The sequence below is a fragment of the Herbaspirillum seropedicae genome (genome assembly GCF_001040945.1).
Classification (GTDB): Bacteria; Pseudomonadota; Gammaproteobacteria; order Burkholderiales; family Burkholderiaceae_D; genus Herbaspirillum; species Herbaspirillum seropedicae.
In genome coordinates this window covers 1,232,811-1,245,877 of record NZ_CP011930.1, presented here as the reverse complement: position 1 = coordinate 1,245,877, position 13,067 = coordinate 1,232,811, and the positions used below count along the sequence as shown (strand labels likewise).

Below are 13,067 nucleotides of genomic sequence, written 5' to 3'. Positions count from 1 at the left end.
ACCATTCATTCTTCCAACTTAGCAACAGGATTTTCCCATGAGCCAGCTTGAACAGTTGAAGCAATACACCACCATCGTGGCCGATACCGGCGACTTCCAGGCGATGAAGGCCTTCGCCCCGCAGGACGCCACCACCAATCCCTCGCTGATCCTGAAGGCCGTGCAGAAGGCCGAGTACAAGCCGCTGCTGGAGTCCGTCGTCAAGGCCCATGCCGGCAAGAGCACCGATGCGATCATCGACCGCCTGCTGATCGCCTTCGGGCTGGAAATCCTCAAGCTCATCCCGGGCCGTGTCTCCACCGAGACCGACGCGCGCCTGTCCTTCGATACCGAAGGCACGGTGGCCAAGGGCCGCGAACTGATCCGCCTGTACGAAGAAGCCGGCATCGCCCGCGAGCGCGTATTGATCAAGATCGCCTCCACCTGGGAAGGCATCCGCGCCGCCGAGATCCTGGAAAAGGACGGCATCCGTTGCAACCTGACCCTGCTGTTCTCGCTGCCGCAAGCCATTGCCTGCGCCGAAGCCCGTGTGCAACTGATCTCGCCCTTCGTGGGCCGCATCTATGACTGGTACAAGAAGTCCACCGGCCAGGAATACACCGGCAGCGACGATCCGGGCGTGCAATCGGTCAAGGCTGTGTACAACTATTACCGCAAATTCGGTTACGCCACCGAAGTGATGGGCGCGAGCTTCCGCAACACCTCGCAGATCGTCGAACTGGCCGGCTGCGACCTGCTGACCATCAGCCCCGACCTGTTGCAGAAGCTGGCCGACAGCGATGCCCCGGTCGAGCGCAAGCTGAGCAAACAAGCCGCTGACGCCGCCGATATCGAACGCATCTCCCTGGATGAGAAGGCCTTCCGCCTGGCCTTGAACGCCGACGCCATGGCCACCGAGAAGCTGGCTGAAGGCATTCGTCAGTTTGCTGCTGATGCGGTCAAGCTGGAGCAGATCGTCGACGCGCTGCGCTGATCGACAGGCGTTCCGTGCGTTGCCTGTCCGGGGACGCAGCAACCTCCGCATAAAAAAAGGCCGCCATCGTGCTCATCCACGATGCGGCCTTTTTGCATCCCGCGTGTCCCGGCGATCAGCTTGCCAGCAGATCCGGCAACGCCCCGACGACCTTGTTGCTGCACTGTTCAAATGTCTCGGCCATCCATTGCTCGACTTGTGCGTAGTCATCCTTGGCCCACTCATCCAGCGGCAGGGCTTGTTCCGACGTGCGGTTGCAGGAGACCTCGACGAAGGGACTGAAAGTGAGCATGCCCGCGCTTTCCTTGCGCTTGTAGACGCTCAGGTTGGTGCTCATCTTGTACAGATCGGCCTGCTCGCCGGTCAAGGCTTCATAGACCAGCTTGGCGCTGCCGCCAGCCACCATGACGCGCTGCTTGAAGGTCGCCGTCTTCATCTCAGGCTGTGATTGCAGCGCCGTGTTGAGGGCGCGGCTCAACTGCGCGGTGAAACCGGAGGCGACCTGATTGCGCACACGGTTGCGGTCCTTCACGTCCTCGATCTTGTCGCCCTTGAGATCATCCTTGCTGAAGGTGTTGACCGCCATTCCCCCACCCAGGGCGAACATGAAGATGTTCAGGGCCACCTGGGCCGCCACGGTGTTCTGGGTATTCTTGGGACGCACGATCAGCACTTCTTCCGGCACTTCCTTGAGGCGCGAACCATCGATGAACGAGGTGGTGTAGAGCACACCCAGCCTGGGCTCTGCCGCCATGGCCGGGTCCGGCTTGGCCGATGCCACCGGCACAGGCGCCGCCACCGTCGCGGTGGAGACCGCCGCTACCGGTGCATCCGCTGGCGCGGCAGCGCCAGCTGCCTGGGTGGGCGAGTTGACCGCCGATGTCTTGACTGGCGCTGGCGCCGGCGTCGGCGTCGGCGCGGCAGTGGCGGCAGCCGTCTTGTTGTCGGATTGGCTGGCGCATCCATTGAGTGCAAGGAGGGCCGCCAGAGCGATATGTTTCAACTTGGTCTGCATCTGCATGTTCTGATTCGTCGAAAAAAGTGAAAGCGATCCCCTGCCACCGCGCGCGGAGCAATCAGCAACTGGAGAAAGCGGAAATGGCAGACGAAGTTCGTTCTTTCGCCAAGACATGCGCGCAGTGAGCGGCGTCGAATGGAAAAAACAGACTCCCCCGATGTCTGCGAGGGCAAGTCTAATGAGTCAGATAAAGATTGTCTATAGGCAATCTTACAATGTGGTGAGAAAACTATAGATGAATAATTGAGCTTTTGAAGAGCAATCCCGACGCATTGGACGCCCTACCCGCGTCGGCCAGGTCTTGATCACGCCCCCCGGCGCCCGCACCACTACGCCAGCCTGGCCTGCATCCCCCGCGCCAGCTGGCACTGGAAGAAACCCACTGCCGTCTGCAGCAGCAAGGCGCGGCGATTGAGCTCCTCGGAGGTCACGGCCAGCTCTTCCGAGCTCAGCGAATTCTGCTGGATCACCTGCGCCAGTTGGCTGGCCGCCGTGCTGATCTGACTCACGGCAGTGGACTGCTGCTCGGAAGATTGCACGATGTCCTGCACCAGTACGGAAGTGCGGGTGATGGTCGGCACCATGTCACTGAGCTGGCGTTCTGCGGCGCAGGCCAGGGTCACGTTGGCGCGGGCGACTTCGTCGATCTCCTGCGCCGCAGACTGGCTGCGCTCGGCCAGGCGGCGCACTTCGGCCGCCACCACGGCAAAGCCGCTGCCGTGCTCGCCCGCATGCGCGGCTTCGATGGTGGCGTTCAGGGCCAGCAGGTTGGTCTGGTAGGCAATGTCATCGATGACCGCAATCTTGCCGGCGATCTGCTGGATGGCCGCCACCATCTGCTTGACCGTTTCTGCACATTGGCGTGCTTCCAGCGCCGCCGCTGCGGCGATCTGGTCGGTCAGCCTGGCGTTTTGCGCAGTGCTCTGCAGCAAGGCGTGGATCTGCGCCAGCGCTTCGCTGGTCTGCTCCACGCCGTTGGCCTGCTCGGTGGAGGCGCGCGAGAGCGATTGCGCGGTCGCACTGACTTCCTCGGCGGTGCTGACCAGGCCGTCGGCGTTGCCGCGTACTTCGCCCACCACCTGGGCCAGGCGCGTCATCATCTTCTGGATGGCGTGCATCATGCTGTCGCGACAACCGGGCTTGAGCGTGATCGTCTGCACCAGGTCGCCATCGGAAAGGCGCTGCATCACCGTCACCACGTCGCCCGGTTCGCCGCCCATCTGGCGCAGCAGGGTGCGCGTGAGCAACCAGCCTGCTCCCAGCAGGATCAACAGCACGCCGCCCGCCACCAGCGCGACCGTCTCCAGCGCCTGGCCGATGATCTCGCGGGCGGTCAATGCGCTGGCGTCGCCCAGCGCGACGTTGTAGGAACGGTGACGCGCAAAGCTGGCCTGCACGGTATCGATGGCGGCGCGAAATTCCAGCACGCTCAGGCCCAGGCTATCCTCGACCCGGTCCTCTTCGGCCACCGCGAGCAGCCGCCGCACTACCTCTTCAAAGGCAGCGATGTGGGCGCGGTCATCGGCCAGCATGGCGCCATCGGTCTCGTCGGTGATGTAGGCATTGGCGTAGGTGTGGAGATGCCGCTGCATGCGTGCGCGCTGCACGTCCATCTCCTTGATCAGGCGGCTGCGGTCGCGCGGGTCGGGGTTGACCAGGTATTGGTAGATACGCCCCTGGATGGCGTTGAAGGCAGCCTGCGCGTCATCCAGCGTGGTCACGCTGGGCACCGTGTTGACCTGGGCGTAATTGGCGGCGGTATAGACGTTCTCGATCTGGCGCAGGCTGACTGCGGCCGTGGCGACCAGGCCCAGCAAGGCCAGCAGGATCAGTACCGACAAGCGCTGTCCGACGGACAGCGTACGAAGCCCAGGCCTGGACATGGATTCCTCTCCCCAGAGGTGGTGCGGTGGCTGCTTGGAATGGCGCGCCTCCCTCAGCGTTGCGCCATGCAGAGTTGGCCACGAACTTATAGCGCGCAGCAGGGCTTGTCAATCAACGCCGCCTGACTCCCTTCTTCAAACAGGCGAAAAAAATGCCGTCCAGCAATGCTGCGGACGGCATTCTCATGAATCCTCGCAGCAGCCCGGCGTCCGGGCCACTGTGCCGATTCAGTCAAAACTGATCTGCACCTTCATCATGCGCGAGCGGTCGCCGGCGATCTCGAAGGCTTCCACTGCCTGGGCAATGGGATAGGTCGCCGTGATCAGCGGCTTCACATCCACCAGCTTGCGGTTCATCAGCTCCACCGCCATGGCGAACTCTTCATGGAAGCGGAAGGCGCCGCGCCACTCCAGCTCCTTGCCCACCAGCAGGTTGGCCGGGAACTGGATGTCGCCGCCCAGGCCGACCTGCACGATGATGGCCTGCGGGCGCAGGGCTTCCAGCGCGCCCACCAGCGCGCGCTCATTGCCGCTGGCCTCGAAGAGCACATCGAAGGTCCCCTTGTCGGCGGCATAGGCCTTCAGGGCAGCGGGCGTCTCGGCCATGTTGATGGCGCTGTCCGCCCCCACCTGCAAGGCCGCCTGCAGCGGCATGCTGGCCACATCGGTGACCACCACTTCCAGCGCCCCGGCGCGGCGCGCAGCCACCACCACCAGCGCGCCGATGGGACCGCAGCCGGTCACCAGCACGCGCTTGCCCACCAGCGGGCCGGCGCGGCGCACCGCGTGCAGCGCCACCGACAGCGGCTCGGCCATGGCGGCTTCGCCATCGCTGACGTGGTCAGCGACGACGTGGGCCTGCGAACGTTCGATGATGATTTCCTGGCGGAAGGCGCCCTGCACGTGCGGCGTGCGCATGGCGCTGCCGTAGAAGCGCATGTCCAGGCAATGGTTCTGCTTGCCTTCCTGGCAGTACTTGCACGCGCCGCAGGGGCGGCTAGGCGAGATGGCGATGCGCGTGCCGGGAGCGATGTCGGTGACGGCCGTACCGACTTCGGCGATCTGGCCCGAGACTTCATGGCCCAGCACCATCGGTTCCTTGATGCGCACCACGCCGAAGCCGCCGTGATGGTAGTAGTGCAGGTCCGAGCCGCAGATGCCGCCGGCCTTGACCTTGACCTTCAGTTGCTGCGGCTGCAGTGCGCCGGTGTCCAGTGCCTGGATGCGCAGGTCGTGCGGCGCATGGATGACGAGGCCTTGTTGCATGGTCTTCTCCGAAAATGAGCTAAATGATTTACAAGGTGGCCGTCACGCCGCCATCCACATAGAGGATGTGACCGTTGACGAAGCGCGAGGCATCGCTGGCCAGGAACACGGCCGCGCCGACCAGGTCTTCCACGTCACCCCAGCGGCGCGACGGAGTGCGGCCCACCAGCCAGTCGGTGAACTTGGCGTCGTTGACCAGGGCCATGTTCATCTCGGTCTTGAAGTAGCCGGGCCCCAGGCCGTTGACCTGGATGCCGTACTTGCCCCAGTCGATGGCCATGCCCTTGGTGAACATCTTCACCGCGCCCTTGGTGGCGGTATAGGGGGCGATGCCGGGACGGCCCAGCTCGCTCTGCACCGAACAGATGTTGATGATCTTGCCCGCGCCGCGCGGGATCATGTGGCGCGCCACCGCCTGGGCGGCGAAGAAGACGCTGTTGAGGTTGGTGCTGATGAGGTCGTGCCAGTCCGATTCCTTGAACTCTTCCAGCGGATTGCGGCGCTGGATGCCGGCATTGTTGACCAGGATGCCGATGGGGCCGATCTCGCTTTCGATCTTCTGCACCGCGGCCTTGACCTCCTCGGAGGAGGTGGCGTCGAAACTGGATTCATGGATGGTATGGCCTTCGGCGCGCAGTTGCGCCGCCACGGCAGCCAGCTTGCCGGCGTCGCGCCCGTTGAGCACGATGGCCGCGCCCGCCTGGGCCATGCCGCGCGCCAGCGCCAGGCCGATGCCGCCGGAAGAACCGGTGATCAGCGCCAGCTTGCCTTCCAGCGAAAAGCCCTGCAAGCCTGCGGGCAAGGGGGTGGTCTTGGTGGTCACATCATCTCCTTGAAATCAAATCGACTACGCATAGAATCAACGCGGCCGTTCGGACTGAGTAGGCCCTTGGGCCGTATCGAAGGCGCTCCCAAGCTTGCTGCAGGGGCGCCTTCGATACGCGGCGAAGCCGCTACTCAGTCCGAACGGGAACCATGAACCTAAGGATGAGGGCGCCCCGCCTCGCGCTGGAAGGCGGCAATGGCGTGATACTCCGCCTCCAGCTTGGCCGGAATGGCCGCAAAGATGGGTTGCAGGCGGCCATAGACGGCCACCGCCTCGGCCTCGGGGGCGTGATGGTTGGTGGAGCCGACCATGCCGGAGATCACCGACAGCGACGGCACCAGGCCCAGCGCCCACGCGCCCAGCACGGCTGCGCCCAGGCAGGACGATTCCACACTCTCCGGCACCACCACTTCGCGGTTGAAGATGTCAGCCATCATCTGCCGCCACAGCGCCGACCGTGCGAAGCCGCCCGTGGCCATCATGCGCTTGGTGGGGCCGACCAGTTCTTCCAGCGCCGGCAGGATGCTGTAGAGATTGAAGATCACGCCCTCCAGCGCTGCGCGGATCATGTGATGCTTGCCGTGATGCAGGGCCAGGCCGAAGAAGGAACCGCGCAGGTCGGCATTCCACAGCGGGGCGCGCTCGCCGGCCATGAAAGGATGGAACAGCAGTCCTTCTGCACCGGGACGCACCTTCTCGGCGATGCGGGTCAGTGCCTCGTAGGGATCGACACCCTCTTCACGCGCCGCAGCCGCCTCTGCGGTGGCCAGTTCATCGCGCACCCAGCGGAAGATGTTGCCGCCGTTGTTGACCGGGCCGCCCACCACCCAGTGCTTTTCGGTCAGGGCATAGCAGAACAGGCGGCCCTGCGGATCGGTCCGCGGTTCATCGATCACCGTGCGCATGGCGCCGGAAGTTCCAATGGTCACGGCGACATGGCCGATCTCGATGGCGTTCACGCCCAGGTTGGAGAGCACGCCGTCATTGGCGCCGATGATGAAGGGCGTATCGACCGACAAGCCCAGGCGCTGCGCCATCTCGGACGAGAGCGCCGGCAGGCGGTGCGTGGTCGGCACGGGCGTGGGCAACTGGTCGGGCCGCACACCCAGCAAGGCCAGTGCGCCCTGGTCCCAGGCCAGCTCGCGCAGGTTGAACATGCCGGTGGCCGAGGCGATGGAATGGTCTACCACCCATTGGCCGAAGAGCTGGTAGAGCAGGTATTCCTTGATGCCCACGAAGCGCGCTGCACGATGGAAGACGTCCGGCTTTTCATGGCGCATCCACATCAGCTTGCACAGCGGCGACATCGGGTGGACAGGCGTGCCGGTGCGGCGATAGATGGCGTTGCCGTCATGCTCGTGCTTGATGCGCTCGGCCCAGACCGAGGCGCGAATATCGCCCCAGGTGATGCTGTTGGACAGCAAGCGGTTCTCGGCATCGAGCGCGATGACGCTGTGCATGGCTGCGCTGAAGGACAGCAGCGCGATCTCCTGCGGCGCCGCCTTGGCGGCCTTGACCGCGCCAGCAATGGAGGCCAGCGCGGCAGCGACGATCTGCTCCGGGTCCTGTTCGGCCATGCCCGGCTCGGTGCAGAGGACCGGATATTCCTCCGCATGCTGGGCAACCACCTTGCCATCGAGGGTGAAGACGACGGACTTGGTGCTGGTGGTGCCGATATCGACACCGAGCATATAGCGGGCCAAGGCGGACGTGGACATGGAGATTCCTTTGCAAGCAGTCACGCCCGGGCGTGCCGGGCATGCATCATTGAAGGTCAGACGACCAGGTTGAGCAACATGATGAAGATGATAGCAACAACCGAGATCAGCGTTTCCATCACCGTCCAGGTCTTGAAGGTCTCACCGACGCTCATGTTGAAGTATTCCTTGACCAGCCAGAAACCGGCATCGTTGACGTGCGACAGGATCAGCGAACCGGCGCCGGTGGCCAGCACCAGCAGTTCCTTGTTGGTGCCGGGGATCAGCGCCACCAGTGGAGCGACGATGCCTGCTCCCGTGATGGTAGCGACGGTCGCCGAACCGGTGGCCACACGGATCACGCCGGCCACGAACCAGGCCAGCAGCAGCGGCGAGATTTGCGCATGCACGGCCAGTTGGCCGATGGCCGTACCCACGCCGGAATTGACCAGCATCTGCTTGAAGCCGCCGCCGGCGCCGATGATCAGCACGATGGCTGCGGTGGGGGCCAGGCTCTGGTCCACGAATTTCAACACTTGCTGGCGGGTGAAGCCACGGGCGATGCCGAAGGTCCAGATAGCCAGCAAGAGCGCAGCCAGCAGCGCCACGATGGGGTTGCCGATGAAGTCCATCAGGTCACGCATGGCGTGGCCTTCGGGCAGGGTGACGTCGACCAGGGTCTTCAACAACATCAGGAAGACCGGCGCGAGCACGGTGATGAGGGTGGTGGCAAAGCCAGGCAGCTTGGTCGTCTGCGGCTCACGCACCAGTTGCGCCATCAGTTCTTCGGACGGCTTGATATCGACGTAACGGGAAATGAAAGCGCCGAACATGGGGCCAGCAATGATCACCGTCGGCAGACCTACCAGCAGGCCATAGAAGATGGTCTTGCCGATGTCCGCACCGAAGATACCGATGGCCAGGAGCGGCCCCGGGTGCGGCGGCACCAGGCCGTGCATCACCGACAGGCTGGCCAGCATGGGCATGCCGATCTTGAACAGCGGCACGCCCGAGCGGCGCGCCACGATGAACACCAGCGGAATCAGCAGCACGAAGCCGATCTCGAAGAACAGCGGGATGCCGACCAGGAAGGCGCCCATCATCATGGCCCAGTGCACGCGCTCGCGGCCAAAGGCGCGCACCAGCGTCTGCGCGATCTGGTCGGCCCCGCCGGATTCGGCCATGAGCTTGCCCAGCATGGTGCCCAGGCCCAGCACGATGCCGACGAAACCGAGCACGCCGCCGAAACCGTCCTGGAAGGACTTGACGATCTTGGGTAGCGGCATGCCCGAGATCAGGCCGAGCAAGCCCGACGTGATCGTCAGGGCGATGAAGGGGTGGATGCGCAGGCGCGTGATCATCAGGATCAGCGCCAGGATGGCAATGACTGCATTGAACAGCAAGGTGGCGTCGTGGCTCATTCCCAGCATGGGTTCTCCGATTGCCGATAGCCGATGGCATGCGCCCCTGGGACAGCCGCAGCAACGCGGCCCTGCTGACGATGAGTCGGGCGAACGTCTCCTGCGGCCACCCCGGCGGGCGGCACGAACATCTGCACTATCTGCGTAGTGTTATCTGTTTTCCTGAGTGTGGTATGCCACCGCTGACCCCGCCGCCGTGTGTCCGGAGGTTCGGATGTTAGCGTTAACATGGGGCGCGATGATAACGCTAACATTTTGCGTGGGTCAAACATTTGTTGTGTTGCGGTGCGGTAGAAGGAGGGAGGAAACGGAAGGCAGGTCATGCCGTGCGGAAATCATTTTCTTTCGGGTGCGCTCCGGACTCATGCTGCCGGGGGAGGCTGGCGGTGATCTGTAGGCGTGTCTTCGATACGCCGCTGCGCGGCTACTCAGTCCGAACGGTATCGGGGTTGCATCGTCCCTATCTCCTTCCGTTCGGACTGAGTAGGCCCGCAGGGCCGTATCGAAGACGCAGCGCTGGTTGCGGCCCTGGTGCGTCTTCGATACGCCCCTGCGCGGCTACTCAGTCCGAACGGTATCGGGGCTGCATCGTCCCCCCCTCCTTCCCTTCCGTCTTTCTTCGCCCACCGTTCGGACTGAGTAGCGGCATGGCCGCGTATCGAAGGCGCACCGTCTCCTCGCATCCCGCAGGAACCACGCCCTCCCACTCCGCAAGCAGGTATCATGTCGCCATCAAGAAAAGACCGCTTTCCCATGACCCAGCGCGCAGCATCCAAGTCCAAGCCCAAATCCCCTCCCGCCGTACGTGGCAGCCGCGCCACCGGACGCGTGACCATCATCGATGTGGCCGCCGAGGCTGGGGTGAGTCCGATGACGGTCTCGCGCGCCTTGAAGACCCCGGCGCTGGTGCAGGAACAGTCGCGCCAGCGCATCCTGGAGGCCATCGACAAGCTCGGCTATGTACCCAACCAGGCCGCCGCCACGCTGGCCTCGGCGCGCTCGCAGGTGGTGGCCGTGCTGGTGCCGTCGCTGACCAATGCGGTGTTCATCGAGACCCTCTCGGGCATCCGCGACTACCTGGCCAGCGTGGGCTACCAATTCCTCATCGGCGAGACCGGCTATGACCGCCACAAGGAAGAAGAACTCATCGCCACCTACCTGGCCCATGCGCCGGCGGGCTTCCTGCTCTCCAGCAGCCAACAGCACGACATCCTGCAAAGCCGCCCGGCCAGCCGCGCCATCCCGGCGGTGCGCATGTTCGACCTGGGCCGCAGCCAGCAGGATTACTCGGTCGGTTTTTCGCAGACCCGCGCCGGCCATGCCGTGGCCCGGCATCTGGCCGAGCGCGGCTACCGCCGCCCTGCCTTCCTGGCGGCCCAGCTCGATCCGCGCATGATGAAGCGCCGCGAAGGCTTCCGCAAAGGCTTGCAGGAAGCTGGCCTGGCAGCCGATATCGAAGTGTTGCTGCCGCAGCCCACCACCGTGGACATGGGCGCGCAGCTGCTGCGCCGGGTGCTGCAAGATCATCCCGACTGCGATTCCGTCTTCTGTTGCAACGATGACCTGGCCCTGGGCGCGCTGTTCGAATGCCAGCGCCAGGGCATCAGCGTACCGCGTCAGATGGCCATTGCCGGCTTCAATGACCTCTCCTGGGCGGCCTGCGCCACGCCCTCCATCACCACCGTGGTCACGCCGCGCTATGACATCGGCTACCAGTCGGCCGAGATGCTGGTGCGCCAGCTCAAGGGGGAAGAGATCGCCAAGGGACGGCTGGATCTGGGTTTCGAGCTGGCCGTGCGCGAGAGCACCTAAGCACCCGGGCACCCAGGCAGCTCAGCCCCTGAAGCGCGGCCATTCGCCCCGCACGGGCATCCCCCACATCCGTGGACGAATCCGCAGCAATAATCCATCCATCGCCGGCCCGCGGCTCTGGACAGAACACCGCCATTCTCTACAATCTCCCGGTGTCATTCGCCCTTGCAGCACGGCGAACGGCATTCCTATAAATAATATGTAGATTCCCATATCCAGAGATCATCAGGAGCATCCCTCATGCAGACATTCACCGGTCTTTGCAAACCCGCCCTGGCCCTGCTGCCGCTGTGCGGCGCGCTGGCCTTCGCGCCGGCCCAGGCCCAGACGGCGGCCCCGGCCGCACCCGTGGTCAAGTACGACCTCACCTATGACATCATCAGCCCGGTGCACAGCCAGCACGGCATGGTGGCCACCGAGCAGGAACTGGCCACCAAGGTCGGCGTGGACATCCTCAAGAAGGGCGGCAATGCCGTCGATGCCGGCGTGGCGGTGGGCTTCGCGCTGGCCGTGGTGCTGCCCAATGCGGGCAACATCGGCGGCGGCGGCTTCATGATGATCCACGACGCCAAGACCGGCAAGAACGTCGCCCTGGACTTCCGCGAGATGGCCCCGCAGCGCGCCACCCGCAACATGTACCTGGACGACAAGGGCAACGTCGTGCCGGGCCGCTCGCTCTACACCCACCTGGCCGTGGGTGTGCCGGGCACGGTGGCGGGCCTGTCGCATGCGCTGTCCAAGTACGGCACCATGAAGCTGTCGCAGGTCATCCAGCCGGCCGTGGAACTGGCCGAGAAGGGTTACCCGGTCAGCCGCAGCCTGGCGCAGATCCTCTCGGCCGAGCGTGAGCACCTGGGGCAGTGGGATTCGTCCAAGGCGATCTTCTTCAAGGAGGGGCGTCCGCTGCAGGAAGGCGAACTGCTGGTCCAGAAGGACCTGGCCAAGTCGCTGCGCCTGATCGCCAAGGAAGGTCCCAAGGCCTTCTACGAAGGCAGCATCGCCAAGAAGATCGTGGCTGAGATGGACAAGCACGGCGGCCTGATCTCGGCCGACGACCTGAAGAACTACAAGGTGGTGGAGCGCGTGCCGGTGTCGGGCAACTATCGCGGCTACCAGGTCATGTCCATGCCGCCGCCAAGCTCGGGCGGCGTGCACATCATCCAGATGATGAACATCCTGGAACGCTATCCCCTGAAGCAATACGGCGCCGACAGCGCCCAGACCATCCACCTCATGGCCGAAACCATGAAGCTGGCCTATGCCGACCGCTCCGAATACCTGGGCGATCCGGATTTCACCAAGGTCCCGGTCAAGGGCCTGACCTCGCGCGCCTATGCCGATGAGCTGGCCAAGAAGATCAACCCCGACCGCGCCACCCCGTCCAGCGAGATCAAGCCAGGCCAGCCGCAGCCGTATGAAAGCGACCAGACCACCCACTACTCGGTGGCCGACAAGGACGGCAATCTGGTGGCCACCACCTACACGCTGAACCTGAACTTCGGCAGTGGCATCGTCGCTACCGGCACCGGCATCACCTTGAACAACGAGATGGATGACTTTGCCGCCAAGCCGGGCGTGCCCAATGCCTTTGGCCTGGTCGGCGGTGACGCCAATGCAGTGGCTCCCTACAAGCGTCCGCTGTCGTCGATGTCGCCCACCTTCGTGCTCAAGGACGGCAAGCCCTTCCTGGTCACGGGCAGCCCCGGTGGCAGCCGCATCATCACCACCACCCTGCAGACCATCCTCAACGTGATCGACCACGACATGAACGTGGCCGAAGCCACCATCACCCCGCGCATCCATCACCAATGGGCGCCGGATCAACTGCGGGTGGAAAAGGGCTTGTCCGCCGATACGCTCAAGATCCTGCAGGACAAGGGCCAGAAGATCAGCGTGCAGCCTTCCATGGGGCGCACCCAGACCATCCAGATCCGCTCGGATGGTTTCGATGGCTTCTCGGATCCGCGTAATCCGGATGGGCGTACGTTGGGGTTCTGATGCTGCGGTAGTCACTCATAGCGCACCTTATCAAGCGACCGGCTCCTGTTTTGGCAGGGGCCGGTTTTTTATTGCCTGCATAGTTCTTCATTTCTCGTGCACTGCAACTTCCCGCTGCACACTGCCTGACAGCATCCCTCGACGCCGATCAAAAAACATCGTTCTTTTTCCAG

9 protein-coding genes are annotated in these 13,067 nt (G+C 64.0%); 3 read left to right on the top strand and 6 right to left on the bottom strand.

The features are described 5' to 3' along the window. Positions 1-37: 37 nt before the first annotated feature. Positions 38-973 (top strand): transaldolase, encoded by a 936-nt coding sequence (gene tal / locus ACP92_RS05470; RefSeq protein WP_013233125.1) that lies wholly within the window; start codon positions 38-40, stop codon positions 971-973. 115 nt (positions 974-1,088) lie between these two features. Here tal and ACP92_RS05465 read toward each other — a convergent pair whose 3' ends face one another. The 6 genes from ACP92_RS05465 to ACP92_RS05440 all read right to left on the bottom strand — a co-directional run bounded on the left by ACP92_RS05465 (position 1,089) and on the right by ACP92_RS05440 (position 9,093). Beyond that, entirely contained in the window at positions 1,089-1,976 is an 888-nt protein-coding gene (locus tag ACP92_RS05465) for a hypothetical protein (RefSeq protein WP_156181730.1), read from the bottom strand. Positions 1,977-2,320: 344 nt separating this feature from the next. Continuing rightward, the gene (locus tag ACP92_RS05460) at positions 2,321-3,874 is read right to left on the bottom strand and encodes a methyl-accepting chemotaxis protein (protein ID WP_013233124.1); all 1,554 of its coding nucleotides are present in this window, start codon (positions 3,872-3,874) and stop codon (positions 2,321-2,323) included. Between the two features lie 228 nt (positions 3,875-4,102). After that, positions 4,103-5,140 carry an L-idonate 5-dehydrogenase gene (locus ACP92_RS05455; protein ID WP_013233123.1) on the bottom strand — a complete coding sequence of 346 codons (1,038 nt, stop codon included), beginning with the start codon at positions 5,138-5,140 and terminating at the stop codon, positions 4,103-4,105. 28 nt (positions 5,141-5,168) lie between these two features. Next, on the bottom strand, positions 5,169-5,963 hold the full coding sequence (locus ACP92_RS05450; RefSeq protein WP_013233122.1) for an SDR family NAD(P)-dependent oxidoreductase: 795 nt from the start codon (positions 5,961-5,963) through the stop codon (positions 5,169-5,171). A gap of 158 nt (positions 5,964-6,121) precedes the next feature. Then, complete coding sequence (gene gntK, locus ACP92_RS05445) at positions 6,122-7,684, bottom strand: gluconokinase (protein ID WP_013233121.1); 1,563 nt, start codon at positions 7,682-7,684, stop codon at positions 6,122-6,124. Positions 7,685-7,740: 56 nt separating this feature from the next. Continuing rightward, positions 7,741-9,093, bottom strand: coding sequence for a GntP family permease (locus ACP92_RS05440; RefSeq protein WP_013233120.1), 1,353 nt, complete (start codon positions 9,091-9,093; stop codon positions 7,741-7,743). Positions 9,094-9,837: 744 nt separating this feature from the next. Between ACP92_RS05440 and gntR the strand changes: the two genes are divergently transcribed. Together gntR and ggt are read left to right on the top strand one after the other, a co-directional pair. Then, entirely contained in the window at positions 9,838-10,896 is a 1,059-nt protein-coding gene (gene gntR / locus ACP92_RS05435; RefSeq protein WP_013233119.1) for an HTH-type transcriptional regulator GntR, read from the top strand. A 240-nt stretch (positions 10,897-11,136) separates the two neighbouring features. Then, positions 11,137-12,894: a gamma-glutamyltransferase gene (gene ggt, locus ACP92_RS05430; RefSeq protein ID WP_013233118.1), complete on the top strand. Its 1,758-nt coding sequence runs from the start codon at positions 11,137-11,139 to the stop codon at positions 12,892-12,894. The last annotated feature ends 173 nt before the right edge of the window (positions 12,895-13,067 follow it).